At 30.7% G+C, this 23,811-nt stretch carries 26 protein-coding genes and 1 pseudogene; 20 read left to right on the top strand and 7 right to left on the bottom strand.

Features of this window, described 5'->3' with window-relative positions; genetic code table 11:
• Nucleotides 1-3: 3 nt before the first annotated feature.
• From L8X97_RS04805 to ilvE, 4 genes are read right to left on the bottom strand one after another with little or no spacing between them, the layout of a single operon-like run.
• Nucleotides 4-534: a DUF2393 family protein gene (locus L8X97_RS04805; protein WP_220566554.1), complete on the bottom strand. Its 531-nt coding sequence runs from the start codon at nt 532-534 to the stop codon at nt 4-6.
• Nucleotides 534-1,070 carry a DUF2393 family protein gene (locus L8X97_RS04810; protein ID WP_133319505.1) on the bottom strand — a complete coding sequence of 179 codons (537 nt, stop codon included), beginning with the start codon at nt 1,068-1,070 and terminating at the stop codon, nt 534-536. Before L8X97_RS04810 ends, L8X97_RS04805 begins: the two co-directional genes overlap by 1 nt.
• A gap of 17 nt (nt 1,071-1,087) precedes the next feature.
• Nucleotides 1,088-2,158, bottom strand: coding sequence for a prohibitin family protein (locus L8X97_RS04815; protein WP_133319506.1), 1,071 nt, complete (start codon nt 2,156-2,158; stop codon nt 1,088-1,090).
• Nucleotides 2,159-2,170: 12 nt separating this feature from the next.
• Nucleotides 2,171-3,085, bottom strand: coding sequence for a branched-chain-amino-acid transaminase (gene ilvE / locus L8X97_RS04820; RefSeq protein WP_263662766.1), 915 nt, complete (start codon nt 3,083-3,085; stop codon nt 2,171-2,173).
• Nucleotides 3,086-3,185: 100 nt separating this feature from the next.
• Here ilvE and L8X97_RS04825 point away from each other — a divergent pair, with 100 nt between their 5' ends.
• From L8X97_RS04825 to L8X97_RS04875, 11 genes are all read left to right on the top strand, one after another.
• On the top strand, nt 3,186-3,392 hold the full coding sequence (locus tag L8X97_RS04825; protein WP_133319508.1) for a tautomerase family protein: 207 nt from the start codon (nt 3,186-3,188) through the stop codon (nt 3,390-3,392).
• Complete coding sequence (gene bcp, locus L8X97_RS04830; RefSeq protein WP_263662767.1) at nt 3,389-3,850, top strand: thioredoxin-dependent thiol peroxidase; 462 nt, start codon at nt 3,389-3,391, stop codon at nt 3,848-3,850. The genes L8X97_RS04825 and bcp overlap by 4 nt, the downstream gene beginning before the upstream one ends.
• Nucleotides 3,844-4,917 (top strand): epoxyqueuosine reductase QueH, encoded by a 1,074-nt coding sequence (locus L8X97_RS04835; RefSeq protein WP_263662768.1) that lies wholly within the window; start codon nt 3,844-3,846, stop codon nt 4,915-4,917. The genes bcp and L8X97_RS04835 overlap by 7 nt, the downstream gene beginning before the upstream one ends.
• A gap of 68 nt (nt 4,918-4,985) precedes the next feature.
• The gene (fabZ, locus tag L8X97_RS04840) at nt 4,986-5,426 is read left to right on the top strand and encodes a 3-hydroxyacyl-ACP dehydratase FabZ (protein WP_039619275.1); all 441 of its coding nucleotides are present in this window, start codon (nt 4,986-4,988) and stop codon (nt 5,424-5,426) included.
• Entirely contained in the window at nt 5,426-6,217 is a 792-nt protein-coding gene (lpxA, locus tag L8X97_RS04845) for an acyl-ACP--UDP-N-acetylglucosamine O-acyltransferase (protein WP_263662798.1), read from the top strand. Before fabZ ends, lpxA begins: the two co-directional genes overlap by 1 nt.
• Nucleotides 6,210-7,439 (top strand): ATP-dependent Clp protease ATP-binding subunit ClpX, encoded by a 1,230-nt coding sequence (gene clpX / locus L8X97_RS04850; protein ID WP_263659518.1) that lies wholly within the window; start codon nt 6,210-6,212, stop codon nt 7,437-7,439. The genes lpxA and clpX overlap by 8 nt, the downstream gene beginning before the upstream one ends.
• A gap of 2 nt (nt 7,440-7,441) precedes the next feature.
• Entirely contained in the window at nt 7,442-8,479 is a 1,038-nt protein-coding gene (locus L8X97_RS04855; protein WP_012662095.1) for a rod shape-determining protein, read from the top strand.
• Nucleotides 8,469-9,212 (top strand): rod shape-determining protein MreC, encoded by a 744-nt coding sequence (gene mreC / locus L8X97_RS04860; RefSeq protein ID WP_133319511.1) that lies wholly within the window; start codon nt 8,469-8,471, stop codon nt 9,210-9,212. The genes L8X97_RS04855 and mreC overlap by 11 nt, the downstream gene beginning before the upstream one ends.
• 89 nt (nt 9,213-9,301) lie before the next feature.
• Nucleotides 9,302-10,273, top strand: a complete 972-nt coding sequence (locus tag L8X97_RS04865; RefSeq protein ID WP_263660462.1) for a catalase — start codon at nt 9,302-9,304, stop codon at nt 10,271-10,273.
• A gap of 97 nt (nt 10,274-10,370) precedes the next feature.
• On the top strand, nt 10,371-13,634 hold the full coding sequence (gene carB / locus L8X97_RS04870) for a carbamoyl-phosphate synthase large subunit (RefSeq protein WP_220566559.1): 3,264 nt from the start codon (nt 10,371-10,373) through the stop codon (nt 13,632-13,634).
• Nucleotides 13,631-14,053, top strand: coding sequence for a Sua5 YciO YrdC YwlC family protein (locus tag L8X97_RS04875; RefSeq protein ID WP_133319514.1), 423 nt, complete (start codon nt 13,631-13,633; stop codon nt 14,051-14,053). Before carB ends, L8X97_RS04875 begins: the two co-directional genes overlap by 4 nt.
• On the opposite strand, the gene L8X97_RS04880 is transcribed toward L8X97_RS04875, so the two are convergent.
• Entirely contained in the window at nt 14,050-15,084 is a 1,035-nt protein-coding gene (locus L8X97_RS04880; RefSeq protein ID WP_263659513.1) for an isoaspartyl peptidase/L-asparaginase family protein, read from the bottom strand. The two genes, L8X97_RS04875 and L8X97_RS04880, sit on opposite strands and share 4 nt — an antisense overlap.
• Nucleotides 15,085-15,546: 462 nt before the next feature.
• Here L8X97_RS04880 and L8X97_RS08405 point away from each other — a divergent pair.
• The 5 genes and pseudogenes from L8X97_RS08405 to bioD all read left to right on the top strand — a co-directional run.
• Nucleotides 15,547-16,050 (top strand): annotated as a pseudogene (locus tag L8X97_RS08405) (cache domain-containing protein); the annotation flags it as partial.
• 690 nt (nt 16,051-16,740) lie between these two features.
• The gene (locus L8X97_RS08410; RefSeq protein WP_375154850.1) at nt 16,741-17,265 is read left to right on the top strand and encodes a methyl-accepting chemotaxis protein; all 525 of its coding nucleotides are present in this window, start codon (nt 16,741-16,743) and stop codon (nt 17,263-17,265) included.
• 63 nt (nt 17,266-17,328) lie between these two features.
• Nucleotides 17,329-17,676 (top strand): DMT family transporter, encoded by a 348-nt coding sequence (locus L8X97_RS04895; protein WP_087699708.1) that lies wholly within the window; start codon nt 17,329-17,331, stop codon nt 17,674-17,676.
• Nucleotides 17,676-17,990 carry a DMT family transporter gene (locus L8X97_RS04900; RefSeq protein ID WP_087699706.1) on the top strand — a complete coding sequence of 105 codons (315 nt, stop codon included), beginning with the start codon at nt 17,676-17,678 and terminating at the stop codon, nt 17,988-17,990. The genes L8X97_RS04895 and L8X97_RS04900 overlap by 1 nt, the downstream gene beginning before the upstream one ends.
• 7 nt (nt 17,991-17,997) lie before the next feature.
• Nucleotides 17,998-18,570 carry a dethiobiotin synthase gene (gene bioD, locus L8X97_RS04905; protein WP_263662771.1) on the top strand — a complete coding sequence of 191 codons (573 nt, stop codon included), beginning with the start codon at nt 17,998-18,000 and terminating at the stop codon, nt 18,568-18,570.
• On the opposite strand, the gene L8X97_RS04910 is transcribed toward bioD, so the two are convergent.
• Complete coding sequence (locus L8X97_RS04910; protein WP_263662772.1) at nt 18,544-19,812, bottom strand: adenosylmethionine--8-amino-7-oxononanoate transaminase; 1,269 nt, start codon at nt 19,810-19,812, stop codon at nt 18,544-18,546. The two genes, bioD and L8X97_RS04910, sit on opposite strands and share 27 nt — an antisense overlap.
• Nucleotides 19,813-19,940: 128 nt before the next feature.
• Here L8X97_RS04910 and L8X97_RS04915 point away from each other — a divergent pair, with 128 nt between their 5' ends.
• The 4 genes from L8X97_RS04915 to bioC are packed head-to-tail and all read left to right on the top strand — an operon-like array spanning nt 19,941 to nt 22,985.
• Nucleotides 19,941-20,555: a tetratricopeptide repeat protein gene (locus L8X97_RS04915; RefSeq protein WP_263662773.1), complete on the top strand. Its 615-nt coding sequence runs from the start codon at nt 19,941-19,943 to the stop codon at nt 20,553-20,555.
• Nucleotides 20,555-21,679: an aminotransferase class I/II-fold pyridoxal phosphate-dependent enzyme gene (locus tag L8X97_RS04920; RefSeq protein ID WP_263662774.1), complete on the top strand. Its 1,125-nt coding sequence runs from the start codon at nt 20,555-20,557 to the stop codon at nt 21,677-21,679. Before L8X97_RS04915 ends, L8X97_RS04920 begins: the two co-directional genes overlap by 1 nt.
• The gene (locus tag L8X97_RS04925; protein WP_263662775.1) at nt 21,676-22,302 is read left to right on the top strand and encodes a pimeloyl-ACP methyl esterase BioG family protein; all 627 of its coding nucleotides are present in this window, start codon (nt 21,676-21,678) and stop codon (nt 22,300-22,302) included. Before L8X97_RS04920 ends, L8X97_RS04925 begins: the two co-directional genes overlap by 4 nt.
• Nucleotides 22,287-22,985, top strand: coding sequence for a malonyl-ACP O-methyltransferase BioC (gene bioC, locus L8X97_RS04930; RefSeq protein WP_263662776.1), 699 nt, complete (start codon nt 22,287-22,289; stop codon nt 22,983-22,985). Before L8X97_RS04925 ends, bioC begins: the two co-directional genes overlap by 16 nt.
• Nucleotides 22,986-22,988: 3 nt before the next feature.
• Here bioC and L8X97_RS04935 read toward each other — a convergent pair whose 3' ends face one another.
• Nucleotides 22,989-23,810 carry a CPBP family intramembrane glutamic endopeptidase gene (locus L8X97_RS04935; RefSeq protein ID WP_263662777.1) on the bottom strand — a complete coding sequence of 274 codons (822 nt, stop codon included), beginning with the start codon at nt 23,808-23,810 and terminating at the stop codon, nt 22,989-22,991.
• Nucleotide 23,811: the final 1 nt, after the last annotated feature.

The following is a 23,811-nucleotide window of genomic DNA, read 5'->3' on the forward strand; positions in this document are numbered from 1 at the left end:
TCCTTATCTGCATTTTAATTGTTTAAAAATTTTATAACTTTGAAAATGAGGTGGCAATCCTACTTCAAAAGAAAAGTCTTTGTAGGTATGACCTGATAATTGATTTGCAATGTTAATATTATACGAAACATCTCTTTGTTGTTGATTTGCTTTTTTTATACTATCAAAATTTTGTTGATTAAAAATTTCTCCACTGATTTCATGCTTTTTATTATTATCAATAATTCTAAGTTCTAAAAAGCATTCTGAAATTTTAAAATTAGTATCGTTGGTTACTCTACCTTTTATAATAATACTTTCTGTAGCTAAGCGTCTGTAGGTTGAAAAATTACTCAAACTAGCTTTTTTTGTGTATTGATCTATAGTTAATAATAAAGAAATAGTTAAGATTGAGGCTAATATAAAACTTATTATGCAAAAAATTATCATATATTTTTTGTTTTGTATTTTTAAATAGAATAAAATCCAAGTAAGGAAAGTTGAAGCTAGCATAATAAAAATGATAAGAATATGAAAAAAAGTAAAATATCCCATTAAAAACACTTTGAATTAATTTTAATGTCAAAATCTTGACCTTCATTAAAATCGGAAAATTTGGTTTTTAGATTAATAGTTTGGTTGGGACTTATTGTTTTTTCGATAGTGGTAGATTTACTTCTTAATGGTTTTAATAAATGTATTAAATTTTTAAAAGTATTATTTTCATCGCTTTTTCTAAATACTTCTACTTTTATTTTGCAAAATTTAAAACTTTTTTTAGAAGTATTTGTCAAGCTATAATCAACACTTAAAGAATTATCATATACAAAAAATTGAGCATTATCTAAGCTAGCTATTCTAGATCTAACTTTAGTATCAATTAAAAAATATCCCAAATACGCAATACTAAGTGAACATAAAATTCCTAAAAAAATTATAATAAAAGCAAAAGTAGGTTTGTTTCTAACAATCAAAGCAATAAATAAAGTGATAATGAAAAAGAATACAACTAAAGCCATTAACAAAAAATCGATCAAGTGCAAATGAGCTGTATAAAAGATCATTTGCTCTCGGATATGTTGAACATTCATTATCACTTCTTTATTTTTTAATTTGCTACTGAACTTGTTCTTTTATTATCTTTGCTATCAACCCAAATATTTGGCACAGCTCCACCTGGTGTTAAGAAAATTTTAGCATCTTTATTGACTTTAAGTGCTTCATTAAATTGCTTTTGGGTTTCAATTTGTTTTAAATCAAGTAAAGGATTATTTAAACTTTTTGCTATTTCTCTATTTGAATATGCTTGTGCATCAGCTTCAATTTTTACCGCACTTGCTCTACCTTTAGCACTAATAATAGTTGCATTTGCCTCCCCTTCAGCTAAAGCCGCTTTTTTAAGTGCTTCTTGGTTAGCTCTTTCAACTTCATATTTAGTTCTTTCAGCTTCTTGTTTAGCAATTTGTACTCTTTCGATTTGTTCTTTTACTTTTATAGGTAAGATAATTTCTCTAAGCTGAACTGCTTGAAGCTCTGCTGGCTCATTTGGTTGGCTTTCAATAGTTTTTCTAATACCCTGATCAATTTGCACCGCTATAGTATTACGATTTGTTGGAAGCTCTTCTGCAGTGTATTGACCTACAACATTTCTTACAACATCTCTTACTACTGGATCTATGATTTTATTTTCCCAATTAAGCCCCCATGTTGCGATAGTTTGAGGAACTTGTAAAGGATTTAATCTGTATTGAACGGTTACATCAATAGATACAGGCAAGCCTCTTGAATCAAGCACTGAAATACTATTTTTATTAACAACGCCTGATCCTATTTGTAAATTTTCATTTATTCCTTCGATTGAAGCATAGTTGATTTGTCTTACTCTGGTATCTACGATAGTGATTTTTTGCAGTATAGGCATAAAAAAATGAAGTCCTGGTTCAAGTGGGGTAGGGCTGTATTTACCTGTAGTGGATTTGATCCCCATTTCCCCTGAATTTACTATTGCAAAAGGTTTAAAAAGTGCAAAAACTAAAATAATTGCAATTGCACTATAAATTAATGGGGAAAATTTCCCAAAACCTTTGAAATTAAATTCTGGTGTTTTGAAGTTTAAATTTTGCTTATTGTTGTTTTGATTGTTTTTTTTATTAAAATAATCATTCAAATCAGCTGGCATTTAGTTCCTTTGTTAAATATAAGTTAGCATAGAAGCGTATTTTTCATTGCGTCCATAAACTATATCAAAATACGCATTTTGAAGCTTTGTCGTTAGCTCACCTCTTTTTCCATCTCCTATAATTCTTGCATCAATATTATTTATCGGAGTTATTTCTGCTGCAGTTCCTGTGAAAAATGCTTCATCAGCTACATAAACTTCATCTCTTGAAATTCTTTGACGCACTACACTTATGCCCAAATCATGTGCAATTTTTAAAACAGTATCTTGAGTGATACTTTTTAATGAAAAATCATTTGGTGGTGTGATTAGCTTATTATCTTTAATCATAAAAAAACACTCACCTGTTCCTTCTGCTACAAAACCTTCTTCATCGAGCATTAAGGCTTCCTCATATCCTGCTTCTATAGCTTCATATTTAGCCATTTGAGAATTTAAATAATTTGCACTTGCTTTTGCTTTACCTAAGCTAGATTTTACACTATTTCTAGCAAAAGAAGAAATTTTAACCTTAATACCTTTTTCTAAGCTTTCTTCACCTAAATAAGCACCCCATTCCCAAGCAGCAATAGCTACCCTAACAGGAGCTTTAGCATGATAAACTCCCATAGTGCCATCACCTAAAAAGATTAATGGTCGCAAATAGGTGTTATTTTGAAAATCATTTGCTCTTAAAAGTTCAACTTGTGCATTTTCAAGTTCTTCTTGAGAAAAAGGAGAATTAATTAAAGTAATTTTTGCAGACTCTAAAAGTCTTTTGGTGTGTTCTTTTAATCTAAAAATTGCTAAACCATTTTGTGTTTTATAAGCCCTTGTTCCTTCAAAAACTGCATTTGCATAATGTAATGAATGTGTTAAAACATGAATTTTTGCATCATCAAAATCAATGATTTTTCCATCCATCCAAATTTTTTTTGCCCTAATCATAACTAAGCCTTTTTGTTGAAAATAAAACTAATTTTATCAAAAATATACTAATAATTACTAGAATATAGTAAAATTATTATATTTGAAACAAGGAAAAATCATGCCAATTATAAATATCAAATTAGCTAAACCAGAATTTAGCAAAACACAAAAAGAAGAGTTAATAGCAGATATTACAGAACTTTTACATACAAAATACAACAAGCCAAAGCAAAATATAGTGATCATGTTGGAAGATATTGAGCCATATAATATTGCTTTTGGTGGTGAAAGTGTAGAAAAATTAAGATTGAAAGATAAAAAATGAAAGAATTGCAAATTGGTGATAAAGCTCCTGTGTTTGAGCTTTTAAATCAAGATGGAGTTAAAATTTCTTTAAGTGATTTCTTGGGTAAAAAAATTATTTTGTATTTTTATCCAAAAGATAACACCCCAGGTTGTACCACACAAGCTTGTGAATTTAGTCAAAGTTATGAGGATTTTTTAGAGCAAAATACTGTGATTATAGGTATTAGTCCAGATAGTGTTAAATCGCATGAAAATTTCATAAAAAAATATGATTTAAAACACACTTTATTAAGCGATAGTGAAAAAGAAATTTGTAAACTTTATGGTGCTTGGGGTTTAAAGAAAAATTATGGTAAAGAGTATGAGGGGCTTATAAGATCCACTTTTGTGATTGATGAAAATGGAAAAATCTCAAAAATTTATAAAAATGTAAAAGCTAAAGATCATGCTTTTAAGGTATTAAAAGAATTATGCTAGTGCATATTTGCTGTAGTGTGGATAGTCATTATTTTATACAAGAATTAAGCAAAACTTATCCTGATGAGAAAATTATAGGTTTTTTTTATGATCCAAATATTCATCCTTATAGTGAGTATGAACTTAGATTTTTAGATGTTAAGCGTAGTTGTGATAAATTGGGTATTAAGCTTTATAAAGGTGAATATGAGTATGAAAAATGGCTTGAGAGTGTAAAGGGTTATGAGGACGAGCCTGAAAAAGGCGCAAGATGTCAAATTTGTTTTGATTTTAGAATGCATAAAAGTGTTGAATTTGCTCAAAAAATTGGTGAAAAAAAACTCACAACAACCCTTTTAACATCCCCTAAAAAAGACTTAGAGCAGTTAAAATTAGCTTTACAAAAAGAATGCGATAAATTTGGTATAGAGTTTTTGGCGCCTGATTTTAGAAAAAATGGAGGCACGCAAAGACAATTTGCCTTAGCTAAGCAAGATATGCTTTATCATCAAAATTATTGTGGGTGTATTTATGCACTTTCTAAACAAAAAGGCCAAAAAGCTTTTATAGATGAGCTTATGAGTCCTATAAATAAACAAATATTACCTTCAAGCATAGAAGAAAAGATAAAATTTTACAATCAAGTAAAAAAATTAGAAAAAAAGGGTGTTAAATTTGAAATTCAAAGAGAGAAATTTTTAAATTATCGCTTACTAAGAGCTTTGATAAAAGAAAACAAAAAAGCCATAAAAACTCATGTTTTATTTTATTCTCATTTTAAAAATTCTTACACTAAATTTAGTATTTTAGAAGAGGATTTAAAGTGCTATAAAAGCGTAAAGGATGAGATTAATTTATGGAGTTTTGATTATTTAAATAGTTTGTGCAAAATGCGATTTAAAAGTTTTGAAGATTTTTTACAAAATCCTTTAAAAATAGAGCAAGAAATCAAAATAAGGCAAAAGCATTTTGGTGCTTATGATCTTTCGCCGGTGGTTATTGTTGAAAATATTATTAAAGGCGCTTATGAATTTATAGCAAAAAGTGAAATTTATTTTGATAGTAAAGAAAAGATTGTGAAGTTATAAAACTTAACTAGTTTGTTAATATTTTTTTTGTAAAATCTGAATTTTGAATATATTTTAAGGCTAAATTTATGATAGATGTAATGCAAATTCAAAAAATTTTACCACATAGGTATCCATTTTTACTTGTAGATAAAATCGTAGAATTAAAAAATAAAGAAGTTGTTAGAGGTTATAAAAATATTAGTATAAGCGACCATGTTTTTATGGGACATTTTCCAGATCATCCAATTTACCCGGGTGTGTTAATTTTAGAAGGTATGGCACAAACTGGAGGGGTTTTAGCATTTGAAAGTATGGATGATAAGGTAGATCCAAGCACTAAAGTAGTGTATTTTACAGGTATTGATAATGCTAAATTTAGAAATCCAGTGCGTCCAGGTGATAGGCTTGATTATGAGATGAGTGTGGTGAAAAATCGTGGAAATATGTGGATTTTTCAAGGAAAAGCTTTTGTTGATGGACAATTGGTTGCAGAAGCTGAACTTAAAGCTATGATAGTAGATAAATGATGAGCAAAATTCATCCAAGTGCTGTTATAGAAGATGGAGCTATCATAGCAGATGGTGTTGTAGTAGAAGCCCATGCTTATGTTGGAAAAAATGCCAATATAGGTGCAAATACTATCATCAAACAAGGTGCAAGAATTTTACCTAATGTAAGCATAGGTGAAAATTCTAAAGTTTTTTCTTATGCCATAGTTGGAGATATCCCACAAGATATATCTTATAAAGATGAGATAAATTCAGGTGTTATTATAGGAAAAAATGCAGTTATTAGAGAATTTGTTACTATAAATTCAGGTACAGCTAAGGGTGATGGTTTTACAAGAATAGGCGATAATGCTTTTATAATGGCTTATTCTCATATTGCACATGATTGTTTGCTTGGAGATAATATTATTTTAGCAAATAATGCTACCTTAGCAGGTCATGTGGAACTTGGAGATTATACTGTGGTAGGTGGACTTACTCCAATACATCAGTTTGTTAAGGTAGGTGAGGGGTGTATGATAGCAGGTGCTAGTGCGCTTTCTCAAGATGTGGTGCCATTTTGCTTAGCTGAAGGAAATCGAGCAAGCATTAGAAGTTTAAATTTAGTAGGCATTAGAAGACGCTTTGATAAAGAAGAAGTGGATATTTTAAGCAAGGCTTTTAAATTTTTATTCAGACAAGGAAGTTTAAAAGATAATGCTTTAAGTTTGCTAGAAAATACTTCTAGTGAAAATGTGAAAAAAATGTGTAATTTTATTTTAGAAACAAAAAGAGGAATTCCTATATATAAGGAAAAAAGTCATGGTTAAAAGATGTAGTTTTTGCAATGAAATAGAAACAAGTGAAAGAAGAATTTTAGTAAATGATTATAATAATGCCTTTATATGTGAGTATTGTGCCGAAAGTGCTTGCAATATTTTCTTTGGAGAGGAAAAAGAATTAAAAAATAAAGAAGTTGATAAAGAAAATTTTAAAGATATTACTCCTAAGGAATTAAAAGCATATTTAGATAAATATGTTATCGGGCAAGATAGAGCTAAAAAAATCTTTAGTGTAGGGGTGTATAATCACTACAAAAGGCTTTTTAGATCTGACTTAGAAGATGATGATACAGAATTAGCAAAATCAAATATTTTATTAGTAGGCCCAACGGGAAGTGGAAAAACTTTATTGGCACAGACTTTAGCTAGATTTTTAGATGTTCCTATCGCAATTTGTGATGCGACTTCTTTAACTGAAGCAGGTTATGTGGGAGAAGATGTTGAAAATATCCTTACTCGTCTTTTGCAAGCTGCTGATGGAGATGTGCAAAGAGCACAAAAAGGGATTATATTTATCGATGAGATAGACAAAATCGCAAGAATGGGCGAAAATCGCTCCATTACAAGAGATGTAAGTGGTGAGGGCGTGCAACAAGCCTTACTCAAAATTATCGAAGGATCTTTGGTAAATATCCCACCAAAAGGCGGTAGAAAACACCCAAATCAAGACTTCATACAAATAGATACAACTAATATTTTATTTGTGTGTGGCGGGGCTTTTGATGGTATTAGTGATATTATTAAAAGAAAATTAGGCGATAATGTCATGGGCTTTTTTACTGATGATAAAAAAGATGAAAAAGAAGCTTTACTTCAAAGACTAGAGCCTGATGATTTGGTGCATTTTGGGCTTATTCCTGAACTTATAGGAAGATTGCATGTACTTGCTTCTTTAGAAGAGCTTGATGAGGAAAGCATGGTGCGTATTTTAACTGAGCCAAAAAATGCCATTATTAAGCAATATCAAAAACTTTTTGCTATTGACAATGTGGAATTAAAATTTGAAGATGAAGCGCTAAGAGAGATTGCTAAGCTTTCGCTAGAGCGTAAAACAGGCGCTAGAGGTTTAAGAAGTATTATTGAAGAAATGATGGTAGATTTGATGTTTGATTTGCCAGAGTATAATGGATATAGCATAGTAATTACTAAAGAAGTGATCAAAGAAGGTACAAAACCTTTATTTATAAAAAATAAAAAAGTTAAAGGCTGAGAATGATTTTAGATCAAATAATTGGATTTTTTTCAAGTGATATGGGGATTGACTTAGGTACTGCAAATACTTTAGTTTTGGTAAAAGATAAAGGTATAGTGATTGATGAACCTTCGGTTGTTGCGGTAGAGCGTGAAAGATATGGTAGGGTTAAAATTTTAGCTGTTGGAAAAGAAGCTAAGGAAATGGTAGGAAAAACCCCAGGTAATATCGAAGCAATCCGTCCTATGAAAGATGGTGTGATTGCTGATTTTGATATGACTGAAAAAATGATCCGTTATTTTATAGAAAAAACTCATAGAAGAAAATCTTTTTTAAGACCTAGAATTATCATTTCAGTTCCTTATGGTTTAACTCAAGTTGAAAGAAAGGCAGTTAGAGAAAGTGCGTTAAGTGCGGGTGCTAGAGAAGTATTTTTGATAGAAGAACCTATGGCAGCAGCTATTGGTGCAAATTTACCAATTAGAGAGCCTCAAGGGAGCTTGGTGGTAGATATTGGCGGTGGTACTACTGAAATTGGTGTTACTTCTTTGGGTGGTCTTGTGATTTCAAAATCTATCCGAACAGCTGGTGATAAGCTTGATACTAGTATAGTAAATTATGTAAAAGAAAAATACAATCTTGTCATAGGTGAAAGAACGGGCGAGGAAATCAAAATCGCAATAGGCTCAGCAGTTCAGCTTCCAAAAGAGCTTTCTATGGTAGTTAAAGGACGCGATCAAGTAACAGGATTGTTAAATAGAATAGAGTTAACAAGTGAAGATGTAAGAGAGGCTATGCGTGAGCATTTAAAAGAAATTGCTGATGCATTAAAAATCGTTCTTGAAATGATGCCGCCTGATCTTGCAGCTGATATTGTTGAAAATGGTGTTGTTTTAACAGGAGGCGGAGCTTTAATACGTGGTCTTGATAAATATTTATCTGAAATTGTAAAACTTCCAGTATATGTAGCTGATGAGCCACTTTTAGCAGTGGCAAAAGGCACAGGTAAAGCTTTGGAAGAAATTTCTTTATTGCACCAACTAACGAATGAAGAGTAAAATTCTTAGTGTTTTAATTTTATCTTTTTTAGTGTTTGTTTCGTTTTATTATGGAGATATAATAAAACGAAATGTTTTAGATTTAAATATTGCTATTGTTAATCAGTTTTCTCAAAGCATTAATCTTTTAAAAGATAAATTTAATGAGCATTTTAATCAAGCTCAAGAAATTAAAAAATTAAGAGAAAGAAATGCTGAACTTGAAAAAAACAATATCTATATGAAAAACTTTGCCAATGAATTAAACAATATTTTAAGTGATAAAAATTCAAGTTTTTATTATCCTAATGTTAGTTTAGTTAAGGCAACTTCTTATGCTCAAATTAGCGATTATCATAAGGTTTGGCTTGATGTGGATTATAAAGGAAAAATTAAAGGCTTAATTTATAATGGCTATACAGCAGGCATAGTTATAGAAAAAAATGGTAGAGCTTTGGGACTTTTACAAGGTGATGAAGAGTGTATTTTTTCCGTATATATAGGTAAGGAACAAGCACCAGGTATAGCTCATGGTAGAAATGATTATGTTTTAGTTAAATATATTCCTAAATGGCTTGAACTTAAAATGGGCGATAAGGTTTATACAAGTGGCTTAGATGAGATTTTCTTTTCAGGAATTCCAGTAGGCGAAATTTTTAAAATAGAAGAAGAAGGCGCCTATCAAAATGCATATGTTAAACCTTATGTAAAAATGAAAGTACCAAGTTATTTTTATATGGTAGAAAATTTTTAATAAAAAGTTATTTATTTTAGTTGATATAAATTATTATTTACTATTAAATATTAGAATTATCTCCGAATTTTAAAAATTTAGGAGATTAAATGAAAAAATATATCAGTAGTTGTTTAGCTTTTTGCTGTTTAAGTGGTGCTATTTATGCAAATGAAGTGGAATATGATGCACAAAAAATAGCAGATATTTTTTATCAACTTAATGCTGATCCTAAAAATCCAAAAGCAAAAGTTAATCATGCAAAAGGCTTTTGTGCTATGGGAACTTTTGAGCCAGCTTTGTCTATTAATAAAGAAGTTGATGTGCCTTTGTTAACACAAAAAAGTTTGCCAATCCAAGTAAGATATTCTTTGGGCGGAGCTTTTAAAGATGATAAAAGCAAAACAAGAGGTATGGCTATTAGAATTACTGATCCTAAAGATTCTGCTTCTTGGACTATGGTTATGCTAAATACAGAAATAAATTTCGCAAAAAATCCTAAAGAATTCGGTCAGTTTTTTGAAATGAGACTTCCTGTAAATGGTAAAGTCGATCAAGAAAAAATAAGCAAGATGATGCAAGAGGTTGATTCTTATAGAAATTTTGCTGCATATACTGATAAAATTGGCATTAGTAAAAGTGTAGCAAATACTCCATTTTTTAGTATTCATACTTTTTATTTTAAACAAGCAAACGGAGAAAACTATTTACCAGCAAGATGGAAATTAGTTCCAAGTGAAGGTGTGGCATATTTAAATGAAGCACAAATGAAAAGTGCGAGTAGTGATTTTTTAAAAGAAGATTTCCAAAATCGTGTAAAAGCTAATAAGCCGGTTGAGTATAAAATGTATTTAGTATATGCAAATAAAAATGATATTACCAATGAAACAACGGCTTTATGGAGTGGTAAGCACAAAGAAAGTCTAGTTGGGACTTTTAAGGTTAATGCCTTGAGCGATGAAGATTGTAATTTTGATGTATATTTTCCTTCGGATGTACCTCAAGGGGTTAATCCACCACAAGATCCTTTATTTGATGTAAGAAATGAAGCTTATGCTATAACTTTTGGTAAGCGTCAATAAAATTTAGCTCTTTAAGAGCTAAATTCTTTGTTAAATTCAACTTCTAAAAAACTTATATTTGTTATAATTTGGCTAAAAATTCAGCTTAGGAAAATACATGCCAAAAAGAACAGATATAAAAAATATATTATTAATAGGCAGTGGGCCTATCATTATAGGTCAAGCTTGTGAGTTTGATTACTCAGGAACTCAAGCGGCAAAAACTTTAAAAGAGCTAGGTTATAGAGTAGTTTTGATCAATTCTAATCCGGCTACGATTATGACAGATCCTGAATTTGCTGATGCAACTTATATAGAACCAATTACCAAAGAAAGTATTCTAAGTATTATCAAAAAAGAAAAAATCGATGCGATTTTACCTACTATGGGTGGCCAAGTTGCTTTGAATGTTGCTATGGAAGTTTATGAAAGTGGTGAGCTTGCAGATGTAAAATTTTTAGGTGCAAATCCTGAAGCGATTAAAAAAGGCGAAGACAGACAAGTTTTTAAAGAATGCATGAAAAAAATTGGCATGGATTTACCAAAATCTATGTATGCGTATAATTATGAAGAAGCTTTAAAAGCTGTTGATGAGATTGGTTTTCCTTTGATGATTAGAGCTTCTTTTACCTTAGGTGGTGCAGGAAGTGGCGTGGTGTATAATATGGATGAGTTTGCAGAACTTGCAAATACTGCTTTAGCGCTAAGCCCTATCCATGAAATTTTAATCGAAGAAAGCTTACTTGGTTGGAAAGAATACGAAATGGAGGTCATTAGAGATAAAAATGATAATTGTATTATCGTTTGCTCTATTGAAAATGTCGATCCTATGGGAGTTCATACAGGCGATTCTATTACTATAGCTCCTGCTTTAACTTTGACTGATAAAGAATACCAAGCGATGCGTAATGCTTCTTTTGCTATTTTAAGAGAAATTGGAGTAGATACAGGTGGATCAAATGTGCAATTTGCTATCAATCCAACTAATGGTAGAATGATAGTTATTGAAATGAACCCTAGGGTTTCAAGATCTTCAGCCCTAGCTAGTAAAGCTACGGGCTATCCTATAGCTAAGGTAGCTACGCTTTTAGCAGTTGGATTTAGTTTAGATGAGATTAAAAATGATATCACAGGAACTCCTGCTTCATTTGAACCGGTAATTGATTATATCGTAACTAAAATTCCTCGTTTTACTTTTGAAAAATTCCCAAATGCAAGCACAGAACTTGGCACTGCTATGAAAAGCGTGGGTGAGGTTATGGCTATAGGGAGAACTTTTAAAGAAAGCATTCAAAAAGCACTTTGCTCACTTGAGAGAAATTTAAGTGGGTTTGATACTATAGAATGTGATAAAAATGAGCTTTTAGCAAAAATCCGCCAAGCTAATGAAAAACGCTTGCTTTATATAGCACAAGCTTTTAGAGAAGGTTTTAGCACACAAGAGCTTTTTGAGCTTTGCAAAATAGATCCTTGGTTTTTAAATCAAATCAAAGAAATAGTGGAATTTGAAAATCAAATAGATATGGATATTTTAAGTAATAAGCAACTATTAAGAAAAGCCAAAACCTTAGGTTTTTCAGATAAAAAAATCGCTAGCTTGATTAATCAAAAAGATAATCTTGAGTTAAGCCAAAATGATATTTATTATGCAAGAATTAAACATAAAATCATCGCTCAATATAGTGAAGTAGATACTTGTGCAGGAGAATTTGAAGCACTGACCCCGTATTTATACTCAAGTATTAATACAAATGAAGCTACGCAAGTAAAAGAAAGTAAAGATAAAAAAGATAAAAAAGTGATGATTATAGGTGGTGGACCAAACCGCATAGGACAAGGCATTGAGTTTGATTATGCTTGTGTGCATGCTTCTTTTGCTCTAAAAGATATGGGTGTAAAAACTATAATGTATAATTGTAACCCAGAAACGGTTTCAACAGATTATGATACAAGCGATATTTTGTATTTTGAGCCAATTGATTTTGAGCATTTAAGAGCGGTTATTGATAGAGAAAGACCCGATGGAGTGATAGTGCATTTTGGTGGTCAAACTCCGCTTAAATTTGCAAAACGCCTTAGCGCTTTTGGGGCAAAGATTATAGGAACAAGTGCAAGGGTAATAGATTTAGCTGAAGATAGAAAGAAATTTGCTAAATTTATTGAAGATCTAGGTATAAATCAACCTAAAAATGGCACAGCCATAAGTGTAGAAGAAGCGATTATAAAAGCAAATGAGATAGGTTATCCTGTGCTTGTTAGACCAAGTTATGTTTTGGGTGGTCGTGCAATGCGTGTAGTGCATGATGAGAGTGAGCTTAGACTTTATATGCAAGAAGCAGTAGATGTGAGTGATAAATCTCCGGTATTAATCGATCAATTTTTAGATAATGCAACTGAGCTTGATGTAGATGCGATAAGTGATGGAAAAGAAGTTTATGTAGCAGGCATTATGGAGCATATTGAAGAAGCAGGAATTCACTCAGGCGATAGTGCTTGCTCTTTGCCTGCTGTAAATATTGATGAAGCTATGCTTGAAATGATTGAGCAAAAAACAAAAGATATTGCTTTAAATTTAGGTGTAGTAGGGCTTTTAAATATACAATTTGCCATTCATGATAATAAACTTTATATGATAGAAGTAAACCCAAGAGCTAGTAGAACCGTGCCTTTTGTGAGTAAGGCTACAGGAATTCCTTTAGCTAAGGTTGCAACACGCGTGATGTGGCAAGGAAATTTAAGAGAAAGTTTGAAATTTTATGACACCTTTAAAGTAGTAGAGGAAAAAAACGGAATTTTAAGAGCTAAAAAGCCAAAACATATTAGTGTAAAATCAGTGGTATTTCCTTTTGCTAAACTTAGCGGAAGCGATCTTGAGCTTGGACCTGAAATGCGCTCAACCGGTGAAGTTATGGGAGTAAGTAAAGATTTTGATAACTCTTATGCAAAAAGCCAACTCGCTTCTTCAAATTTCTTACCAGAAAGTGGTAATGTGTTTTTATCACTAAGAGAGCAAGATAAAAAATATGCAGTAGATTTAGCTAATGAGTATATTAAGCTAGGATTTAAAATCATTGCTACGAGTGGAACTTATAAAGTTTTACAAGAAGCGGGCTTGGAGTGTGAGTTTGTGCATAAAATTTCTGAAGGACGCCCGAATGTAGAGGATAAATTAAAAAATTCTCAAATTCAACTTGCTATAAATACTAGTGATGAGCATAGTTTTAAAGGCGACACTAAAAAAATTAGAGCAAATATTTTACGCTTTAAAATCCCATATTTTACAAATCTAAGAGCAGCTTATGCGGGGATTAAAGCTATCAAAGCTATACAAAATAAATCATGTCTTGAAGTAAAGAGCTTACAAGAATACTTAAAAACATGATTTATCTTGCTCAAACTGATACAACAGCAGGGTTTTTAAGTAAGGACTTAAAAGCCCTTAATACTTTAAAAAAAAGGCCCTTAAAGCAAGATTGTTTAATTACTACGGCTAAATTTAGTGAGCTTAAAAAACTTACAAGAGTGCCAAATTATTTTAAAAATACTATTAGAAAATCCAAAAAAACTACTTTTTTATATCCTAATTCTAAAGCAATACGCGTTGTGAAAGATTGCACTCATGAGGAATTTTTAAAAAAGTTTGATTGGCTTTATTCTACTTCTGCAAACATTCATGGAAAAAAATTTGATCTAAATTGGGCTATGCAAAATGCAGATAAAATAGTAGATGAAAAGTTTTTTGAAAGTGGAGCCTCAAAGATTTTTAAACTTCGAGGCATTAAAAAAGTTAAACTGCGTTAATTTCCAAGCGGCCAAAATACTTTTGGCTCTTCGCCGATTTTTGCTTGTCCATGATACATTCCAAGTTTATCTTTAGTCCAAGCATAACCAACTTTTCCATTTTTATCTATTGAAATAATTCCGCCTGTACCACCAAGTTTTGCAACTTGTTTGATAGTTTCTTGGGCTGCTTTTTGCACTGAAAGTTTTTTGTATTTGTATAAAGACGCAACTTCATGAGCTGCAGCTACTCTTATGTAAATGTCACCTGTTCCTGTGCAAGAAATTGCTACTGAGTCATTATTTGCATAATTTCCTGCTCCTATGATAGGAGAATCCCCAATGCGTCCTGTCATTTTATTTGTAGTGCCACCTGTGCTTGTACCTGCTGCTAGGTTGCCGTTTTTATCTAAAGCTATTGCACCTACTGTGCCTAAATATGGCTCGGTGCTTACACCAAGATGGGCTTTTGCCTTATCACTATCTAATAAAACTTCCTTGCTTTTTTTAGCTTCTTGAAGTTGTTTGTATCTGTGCTCTGTAAAGAAGTATTTTTGTCCTACTATTTCTAAGCCATGTTTTTTGGCTAATTTATCAGCACCCTCGCCCGCTATTAAAGTATGGGGTGTTTTTTCCATAACAAGTCTTGCTGCTTCTATAGGATTTTTAATCGTCCTAGCCATAGCAACTGCACCTGCTTTTAAATTTTTTCCATCCATTATAGATGCATCAAGCTCATTAAATCCATCAGAGGTAAAAACAGCACCTTTCCCAGCATTAAATTCAGGACTATCTTCCATTACTTTAATAGCGGCTATAACAGCATCAACCGAGCTTCCTCCTTTTTCAAGTATGCTTTGACCTGCTTTTAAAGATTCTTTCATTACCTTTTCTCTTTTGGCAAATTCTTCTTTGGTAAGTCCTAAGCCACTTGTTCCACCATGTATAACGATGATAGGTTCAAAATCTTTTGCAAAGACATTATTGCTTAGTAAAAATATTAAACTAGTTAATGTCAATAAAATTCTTTTACTACAGGTTAAAAATTTCATTATTTACTCCTTTTTTAAAATTATTTATTATATTTAATAAAAATTAAATATAACTAAAATTTAATTAATAAATGAGTATTTTTAGGACAAAAATTCTACTTTTTATTTTTATAGGTGTTATTTTTGAAAAATTTTTTAGAAATTAATTAAAATGTTTTTATATTTATTGCAAAATTAGGAGGTATTTTAATGTTTAAAACTATTGTAGCTAAGAAAATATCATTTTTCACAGCTTTGATTTTGGTTGTTGGATTTGGTATTTTTGTTGGACTAAATTATTATTCGTCTAAAACGGATATTCTTCAAAGTATTGTAAGTGGAAAGCAAGAAAGTGTTAAAAATGGAAAAAATTTTTCAGATTTATACTTCAATACCAAGATAGAGAATATTAAAAAAATCGCTGCAAATATTATTGAACATAAAAATGTAAGTGAGGAATATATTGGTTCTTTTTTAGAAAAGATGTTTGGTTTTTATTCTTTTAATGCTATTTATGTTGGGTATGAAAAAGATGGTAGCTTAATTGATGTAGATATTAATTCTAAAGGAAAACATTTTATTTTAAATCAAGAAAAAGATGGTTTTGATGCTAGAGAACGCGTGTGGTATCAAAATGCAAAAAATAAAAATAAGGTAAGCATTTCAGAACCTTTTTTAGATGTCGTAACTAAAAAAATAGCTTTGTCAGTGTCAATTCCGATTGTTATTGATGGGAAATTTTATGGAGTTTTAGCAGGTGAGTTTTTTCTAGATGATATACGCAATGCTTTTGGAAGATTAAAAACTACTGCAAGTAATAATGTGTTTTTAATCAATGAAAGAAAGGAAATGATAGCTCATTCTTCTGCTAATATAGATTTTTATGAAGACAATGAAGTTAAAGAAGTGTTAAAAAATTTTGTTAATGTTGCAAGTGTAACTCCAAATGAAACTACTGATTTGATTTTGTATAAACTTAAAGGTCAAGAACGCTTAGCTGTGTGTATTATGGGAGAAAATTCTTTAACTTTGTGTTCTTCTAATGCTTTGAGTGATTATGATGAGGTTTTAAACGGACTTTTAATTACCCAAGTTATATTTGGTGTGATTTTTGTCCTTGTTATTATCGTTATTTTGGGTGGTATGATAGAGCATTTTCTTAAGAAAATTATATTTATTAAAGAAGCTTTAGAAGATTTTTTTGAAAGTTTAAACTACAAAGGCGATATGAAAGATATAGATTTAAATATCAAAGGAAATGATGAATTTGCTATTATTGGTAAAGAAATCAATAATGGTATAAAAAATATCCAAAAGAATTTAAAGCAAGACAAGAAGGCTGTGTTTGAAAGTGTTCAAAAGTTGAAAGAGATAGAGCTTGGAGATTTATCTGTTAGAATTGATAATGATCCTATAAATCCTCAACTAATAGAGTTAAAAAATGTATTAAATGAATTGCTTGATATTTTAGAAGAGAAAATAGGATCAAACATCAACGAGCTTGATAGAGTGCTTGAAAGTTATAAGGCTTTAGATTTTTCAACACAGGTTGAAAATGCAAAAGGAAGTGTAGAAATAACAACAAATGTTTTAGGTTCAGAAATCAAAAAGATGTTGATTTCTTCTTCTAAATTTGCACATAAACTAACTATACAATGTGAAAAACTAGAAGAATTTATGCAAAAACTTGTTGATGGAACTTATTCTCAATCAAATTCTTTGGAAAAATCCATAAAAGCAGTAGAGCAAATAAACATTTCTATGCAAAATGTTGGAGGTAAAACTACAGAGGTTGTTTCTCAAGCTGAAAATATTAAAGAAGTAGTAAATGTGATCAAGGACATAGCAGAACAAACAAATTTATTAGCATTAAATGCTGCCATAGAAGCTGCTCGTGCGGGCGAACATGGCAGAGGTTTTGCTGTGGTTGCTGATGAGGTGCGTCATTTGGCTGAAAAGACAGAAAGAAGTTTAGGCGAGATAGAAGCTAATGTAAATATTTTAGTTCAAAGCGTTAATGATGTTTCTATATCAATGCATGAACAAACTCAAAGTATTTCACAAATCAATGATGCGATAATTCAACTAGAAGATGTCACAAAAGAAAATGTAAAAATAGCTAATTTTACTAATGAAACTACTAAAGAAGTAGGGGATATTTCTCAAGATATATTAAAAGAGGTAGAAAGTAAGAAAATTTAATACCAAGGAGCTTATTATTTTGTAATTTTGGTTATAATTTGCACTTTTAAAAAAAGGTAGATTATGATTGAAAGAACAAAAATAAGCTCTAATTTTGGTTGGTTTATGGTAATTTTAGGTGGTTTGGTTGAGTGTTTTTGGGTAAGTGGTTTAAAATACTCTACTGAAATTTGGCATTATGCTTTAACAGCCATTGGAGTTTGTATATCTTTTACATGTTTTTTAAAAGCTTGTGAAAGACTTGAAGTAAGTATTGCTTATAGTGTTTTTGTAGGTATTGGCACGGTTGGAGTGGTGCTTAATGAGATGTTTATTTTCAATGAGCCAAGTTCTATTACCAAACTTACTTTAATAGCCATTTTACTTTTAAGTATCATAGGCCTTAAAATCATTAGCAAGGAAGCTAAGTAATGGAATGGTTTTTTTTATTTTTAGCGACTGCTTTTGAAATTTTTGGTGTGATTATCATGAAACAACTTGTAAGCACTAAAAATAAGCTTTATCTTTTAGCTTTGATAGTGTGTTTTGCTTTTTCATTTGGATTTTTAAGCCTTAGTATGCAAAGTATTGCTATGAGTGTGGCTTATTCTATATGGACAGGAGCTGGAACTGCAGGCGGGGTTATCATAGGGGTGCTTTTTTATAAAGAAAGCAAAAGCTTTTTAAAGCTTTTTTTGATCGCTCTTATCATTGCTTGTACCGTGGGTTTAAAAATACTTTCATAGGTTTAAAATGAAAATATACATTAGTGGTATAGACACAGATGTTGGTAAAACTTATCTAAGTGCTAGAATTTGTAAAGAATTGGGTTTTGATTATTTTAAGCTTATTCAAGCAGGTATGCCAAAAGATAGCGAGGTAGTAGCTGAGTTTAGCCCAAAAACTAAGATTTTCAAAGAAGGTGTGTTTTTACAAACTCCTGCTTCACCGCACAAAGGTAGGATTTTAGAGAATTTAAATTATAAAGCCTTTGATATACAAATTCCACAAAGTGATAAACTCATCATCGAGCTAGCTGGCGGGCTTTTTTCGCCCCTTGATGATGAAAAAACAATGATTGATTATATGAATGCGTTTAAGCACCCTACGATTTTAGTCGCAAAAGACTATCTAGGAAGTATCAATCACACGCTTTTAAGCATAGAAGCACTAAAACAAAGAGATATTAAAATCCTTGCTTTAATCTTAAAAACCCAAGATACTTTTAGCAAGGATTTTATAAGTAAATACGCTAAAATTCCTATCATAGAATTTGATGATAAAGTGTGCGAAAAACTTTCAAAAATCCTTGAAAATTTCTCTTAAAGACTGCACGACATAATTAATTTCATCTTCATTTATAACATATGGTGGCATGAAATAAATTGTATTTCCAAGTGGTCTTAAAAGCAAGCCTTTTTCTAAAGCTCTTTGAAAGACTTCAAGTCCTGCTCTTTGATATTTGCTTTTTTGTATATCAAATGCACTTACCATACCTAAATTTCTAAAATTTCCTAAAAAGTCAAATTCTTTTAAACTCTCCCATTGAGTTTTTATAAAAGTACTTTTGATTTTATTTTTTGCGATGATATTTTCTTTTTCAAAAATATCCAAAGTCGCATTAGCCGCCGCACAAGCTAGGGCATTACCCGTGTAAGAGTGAGAGTGTAAAAAGGCCTTTTGGCTCTCATAGCTATCATAAAATTTCTCATAAATTTCATCTTTAGTAAGCACCACTGAAAGTGGTAAATACCCACCCGTAATAGCTTTAGAAAGACATATATAATCAATGCTTTGTGAGCAATAATCAAGCGCAAACATTTCCCCTGTGCGTCCAAAACCTGTGGCTATCTCATCAAATATCACTTGCACGCCATAATCTTTAGCAAGTTTAACTGCCTCATCTAAATACCCAAGCTCATACATGTGCATATTGCCCGCACATTGAAGTAAAGGCTCAAGTATAAAAGCACAAATTTCATGATGATGATTTTTTAAAATACTTTCTAAAATTTCAAGTTCTTTTGTATAGTCCTTGCTTGTTGGCACAGGTGTTGTGATACTTTTTAAAAGTAAAGGCTCATAGGTTTTTTTATAAAGTGCTACATCGCCAACGCTTAATGCACCTAAGGTTTCTCCGTGGTAAGAATTGCTAAGCGATAAGAATTTATCCTTTTTAGAGCCATTGTTTAGGTGGTATTGAAAACTCATTTTTAAAGCCACTTCTATGGCTGAACTACCATTGTCTGCAAAAAAGCATTTATCAAAAGGTAAAAGCTCACAAAGTCTTTGTGAAAGCTTTATGATAGGCTCATGTGAAAAGCCTGCAAGCAAGACATGCTCTAAATTTTGAAGTTGATCTTTGATTTTTTCATTGATATATTCATTACAATGACCAAAGATATTTACCCACCAAGAGCTAATGCAGTCTATGTATGATTTTTCATCAAAATCATACAAATACACTCCCTTAGCCTTTTTTATAGGTATTAAAGGTAAAAACTCATGATCGCTCATTTGCGTGCAAGGGTGCCAAATGTGTTTTAAGTCTAGTTCTTTTAAATTCATTTTTACTTCTTTGATTTTTATTACTAATAATACTACAATTTTTACTCAAATTTATGCTTTAAAATGAAAAAGGATTATTTAGAAAATATTTATATAATTAGCTTTTATCTTAAATTTAGAGGTAAAGTATGAAAAAAGTTTTGATTATCTTAGCGATTTTATTTTTAAATTTTGCATACGCACAAGAGGATTTGGTTAAAAAAGGGATTAAAGCTTATGATGGAGGTGATTCAGTTTTAGAGTATTTTAGAAAAGCTTGCAGTTTAAATAGTGGAGATGGTTGTTCTAATCTTGGAGTTATGTATGAAAATGGACATGGTTTAAAAAAGGATATTTTTAAAGCAGTTGAATTATTTAGAAAAGCTTGTGACTTGAATAGTAGTTTGGGTTGTTATAATCTTGGAGTTAAGTATGAAAATGGATTTGACATAAAAAAGGATAATTTAAAAGCAGCTGAATTATATCAAAAAGCTTGTGATTTAAATAATGGTTTGGGTTGTTTTAATCTTGGTTTTATGTATGCAAATGGATACGGTGTAAAAAAGGATAATTTTAAAGCAGTTGAATTATTTAGAAAAGCTTGCAGTTTAAATAGTGGAGATGGTTGTTCTAATCTTGGAGTTATGTATGTAAATGGCAAAGGCGTTAGAAAAGATACTTCTAAAGCTTTAGAATATTTTGGTAAGGCTTGTGATTTAAAAAGCGATGAGGGTTGTGAAAACTACGCAAGGCTTAAACAATAATGCAAATTGCACAAATTTTAGATGAGTTGAAACAACAAGATAATTTTAGAATTCTACGCTCATTAGGGCATGAGGGAAAATATGTTATTTATAATGAGCAAAAATTGCTAAATTTAGCGAGTAATGATTATTTAAATTTAAGTAATGAAAAAGCATTGAAGCAAGATTTTTTAACGCATTTAAAAGAATTTGAATTTTCTAGTTCAAGTTCAAGAAGCTTGAGTGGAAATTATGCGATTTTTGATGAATTTGAAAGCTTTTTAGAAGCTAAGCTAGGCAGAAAAATCTTGCATTTTAATAATGGCTATGCCTTAAATGTTAGCTGTTTGCAAGCTTTAGCAAGCATTAAAAATACTTTGTTTTTAGCAGATAAGCAAGTGCATGCAAGTATTATTGATGGTTTAAGGCTTGGCGGGGCTAAATTTATAAGATTTAAACACAATGATATAAAGCATTTACAAAGCTTAGTGCAAAAGCATTATAAAAAATTTGAAAATATTATCATCATAAGTGAAGCGCTATTTAGTATGGATGGAGATTTTGCGCCTATAAAAGAATTCATAAATTTAAAAAAAGAATTTAAAAATATCAAAATTTATATTGATGAAGCTCATAGCATAGGTTGTTTTGGAGATGATGGTTTGGGTTATGTGAAATTTTTAGGCTTAGAAAAGGAAGTGGATTTTTTAGTTTTTACCTTTGGTAAGGCCATAGCTTCCATGGGAGCTTGCATGATAAGTGATGAAAAAGATTTTTTTATCAACAAAGCAAGGGCCTTTATATACTCAACTGCCATTGCGCCTATCAATGTAGCTTGGACTTTGCATGTTTTTAAGCATTTGCATGAATTTAATGCTCAAAGAAAAGAGCTTTTAGAGTTAAGCACTTGGTTTAAAAATGCTTTAGCAAGTAAAGGTGCAGTTTTAGGCGAGGCTTATGTGATATCTTTTATTTTAGGGCAAAATGCACTAGCTAGTGAAATTTCACAAAAGCTTTTAGAAAATGGTATTTTTGCACCTGCTATTAAAGAGCCAACCGTGGCTAAAAATACAGCTAGAATTCGCTTTTCTTTGCATGCTGGTTTAGTGAAAAAAGACTTAGAAAAGGTTTTGGAGGTACTTTGAAAACTCATTTTTTACATGAAAATGCAAATTCATCTGAGTTGATTTTATTTTTTTCAGGATTTTGCTCGCATTTTAGCCATTTTACGCATTTAAAAAGTGATGTAAATGTTTTAATGGCGTATGATTATACGAGTTTTGATTGGGAATTTGATCTTCATAAATTTGAAAAAATCACTCTTGTTGGCTTTTCTATGGGAGTTTGCATAGCGAGTAAAATTTTAAAAGATATGAAATTTGATAAAAAAATAGCCATAAATGGCACAAATTTACCTATAAATGATGAATTTGGGATTAAAAAAGCCATTTTTAAACTTACGATAAAAAGATTTGCTTTAGAGGATTTTAAAGCAAATTTGCTTGAAAAAAGAATGAATTTAAGTGATGAATTTTACTTTGAAAAAAATGAGTATTTAAAAGAAGAACTTTTAAGTTTATATGAGTTTTGCACTAAAAACTTAAATGAAAATTTCACTTGGGATAAAGCCATAATCAGTAAAGATGATAAGATCTTTCCACCAAAACATGTTTTAAATTTTTTCAAAGAAAAGGCAGTGTTTATCGATGAGCCACATTTTGCATTTTTTAAATACCACACTTGGGAAGAGCTTTGCAAACTTTCATAAGAGCAAAAGATACTTATAGCGCAAATACACCAGTGCAAAAAGACATGGTTAAAGAGCTTTGTAAAATGCTTAGTGAGAATGATTTGAGCGATTTTAAAGCGGTATTTGAGTTTGGCTGTGGAGTAGGGGTTTTTAGTAAGGCTTTGCAAGAGTGTATTAAATTTAAGCATTATTTTTTAAATGATATTTATCCTTTTGAAAATCCTTGTAAGTTTGATGAATTTGGTGTTTTTGATATGAATGAACTTAAAAATCATCATTTTTATACGAAAAAATTTGATCTTATAGCTTCCAATGCTTGTATGCAGTGGCTAAAGATAGATGAGCTTTTAGAAAATTTTGCAAATATGCTAAATAAAAATGGGATTTTGCTTTTTTCTACTTTTGGAGAAAAAAATTTCACTCAAATAAAACAAAGCACTAATTTATCACTTGAATATTTAACTTTAGAGCAAATTAGGCAAAAACTTTCTAAAAATTTTAAGATCATAAAAGCAAAAGAAGAATTAAAAGAGTTAAAATTTGATGATACTTTGGAGCTTTTTAGGCATTTGAAATTAAGCGGAGTAAATGCTTTGAGTGAAAAATTTTTCATAGGCAAGGCATTTTTAAAAAACTATGAAAAAGAATTTCAAAATACCTTGACTTATCATCCTTTATTTTTTCTAGTTAGAAAACTATAATCGCTAATGTTTTAAGTAAAATGGATAGGTAAAAAATATCAAATGGATTAAATTTAATCCATAGTGAAACAATACGCTCATCCATAAGCTTTTTGAGTATTTATAAGCTAAGCCATAAATCACGCCTGCAACACCAGCAAATACAATCATCAAAACACCGCTTTTATAATGCACTAATCCAAAAGCTATGCTTGCGATTAATAAAGCAAGATTGGGGTGAATAAATTGTGTAAGTCTTTGTTGGAGATAACCTCTAAAAAAAGCTTCTTCTACTAAAGCAACTAACAAAAGATTTGAAAATAAAAAATATAAAATCCATGATGGTATGCTTATTTCTAGTTTGATAACACCTAAATACCAAGGCACGCACAGCAAAAGAATAGGAGATAAAAGCAATAAGCTCCATTTTAACACTGAAGCTTTGGTGTAGTTTGTGTTTTTAAATAAAATAGGAAAAAGTATAAAAAGTATAAAAACCCCTAGTGGCTTGTCAATACTAAAGTAAAGATTAAAAGGTGCGCTATTTGTGCTTGCATAAACTTGATCTAAAACTTTGATGTTATTTACACCAGGGATAAAATGAAGAAATAAAGCTAAAGCATAGATAAATAATGCTATTTCTAATATGAAAATTTTTTTATACTGATACAATATAGCCGTTATAAAAACTAATACATTAATCACTATAAAAGTTATATCTATAATTTTAAATACATATCCCAACAAGACTGAAAAGAGTAAAAAAATATACGAAATTTTGACTTTATCAAATGAAAGTAATATCAAAGAAATAGCCAAAAAAAGATGAGTGCTTAAAGCTAACATA

This window comes from Campylobacter sp. CNRCH_2013_0671h, from assembly GCF_025773055.1.
Classification (GTDB): Bacteria; Campylobacterota; Campylobacteria; order Campylobacterales; family Campylobacteraceae; genus Campylobacter_D; species Campylobacter_D lari_D.

Excerpts from the sequence above, each read along its gene's own strand:
- bioD (WP_263662771.1), top strand. The coding sequence starts at position 17,998 with ATGAAAATATACATTAGTGGTATAGACACAGATGTTGGTAAAACTTAT.
- L8X97_RS04835 (WP_263662768.1), top strand. The coding sequence starts at position 3,844 with ATGCTAGTGCATATTTGCTGTAGTGTGGATAGTCATTATTTTATACAA.
- L8X97_RS04935 (WP_263662777.1), bottom strand. The coding sequence starts at position 23,810 with ATGTTAGCTTTAAGCACTCATCTTTTTTTGGCTATTTCTTTGATATTA.
- L8X97_RS04900 (WP_087699706.1), top strand. The coding sequence starts at position 17,676 with ATGGAATGGTTTTTTTTATTTTTAGCGACTGCTTTTGAAATTTTTGGT.
- L8X97_RS04880 (WP_263659513.1), bottom strand. The coding sequence starts at position 15,084 with ATGAAATTTTTAACCTGTAGTAAAAGAATTTTATTGACATTAACTAGT.
- L8X97_RS04910 (WP_263662772.1), bottom strand. The coding sequence starts at position 19,812 with ATGAATTTAAAAGAACTAGACTTAAAACACATTTGGCACCCTTGCACG.
- L8X97_RS04825 (WP_133319508.1), top strand. The coding sequence starts at position 3,186 with ATGCCAATTATAAATATCAAATTAGCTAAACCAGAATTTAGCAAAACA.
- L8X97_RS08410 (WP_375154850.1), top strand. The coding sequence starts at position 16,741 with ATGCAAAAACTTGTTGATGGAACTTATTCTCAATCAAATTCTTTGGAA.
- lpxA (WP_263662798.1), top strand. The coding sequence starts at position 5,426 with ATGAGCAAAATTCATCCAAGTGCTGTTATAGAAGATGGAGCTATCATA.
- L8X97_RS04855 (WP_012662095.1), top strand. The coding sequence starts at position 7,442 with ATGATTTTAGATCAAATAATTGGATTTTTTTCAAGTGATATGGGGATT.
- carB (WP_220566559.1), top strand. The coding sequence starts at position 10,371 with ATGCCAAAAAGAACAGATATAAAAAATATATTATTAATAGGCAGTGGG.
- bcp (WP_263662767.1), top strand. The coding sequence starts at position 3,389 with ATGAAAGAATTGCAAATTGGTGATAAAGCTCCTGTGTTTGAGCTTTTA.
- mreC (WP_133319511.1), top strand. The coding sequence starts at position 8,469 with ATGAAGAGTAAAATTCTTAGTGTTTTAATTTTATCTTTTTTAGTGTTT.
- fabZ (WP_039619275.1), top strand. The coding sequence starts at position 4,986 with ATGATAGATGTAATGCAAATTCAAAAAATTTTACCACATAGGTATCCA.
- L8X97_RS04810 (WP_133319505.1), bottom strand. The coding sequence starts at position 1,070 with ATGAATGTTCAACATATCCGAGAGCAAATGATCTTTTATACAGCTCAT.
- L8X97_RS04895 (WP_087699708.1), top strand. The coding sequence starts at position 17,329 with ATGATTGAAAGAACAAAAATAAGCTCTAATTTTGGTTGGTTTATGGTA.
- L8X97_RS04865 (WP_263660462.1), top strand. The coding sequence starts at position 9,302 with ATGAAAAAATATATCAGTAGTTGTTTAGCTTTTTGCTGTTTAAGTGGT.
- L8X97_RS04805 (WP_220566554.1), bottom strand. The coding sequence starts at position 534 with ATGGGATATTTTACTTTTTTTCATATTCTTATCATTTTTATTATGCTA.
- L8X97_RS04875 (WP_133319514.1), top strand. The coding sequence starts at position 13,631 with ATGATTTATCTTGCTCAAACTGATACAACAGCAGGGTTTTTAAGTAAG.
- clpX (WP_263659518.1), top strand. The coding sequence starts at position 6,210 with ATGGTTAAAAGATGTAGTTTTTGCAATGAAATAGAAACAAGTGAAAGA.
- L8X97_RS04815 (WP_133319506.1), bottom strand. The coding sequence starts at position 2,158 with ATGCCAGCTGATTTGAATGATTATTTTAATAAAAAAAACAATCAAAAC.
- ilvE (WP_263662766.1), bottom strand. The coding sequence starts at position 3,085 with ATGATTAGGGCAAAAAAAATTTGGATGGATGGAAAAATCATTGATTTT.
- L8X97_RS04920 (WP_263662774.1), top strand. The coding sequence starts at position 20,555 with ATGCAAATTGCACAAATTTTAGATGAGTTGAAACAACAAGATAATTTT.
- L8X97_RS04915 (WP_263662773.1), top strand. The coding sequence starts at position 19,941 with ATGAAAAAAGTTTTGATTATCTTAGCGATTTTATTTTTAAATTTTGCA.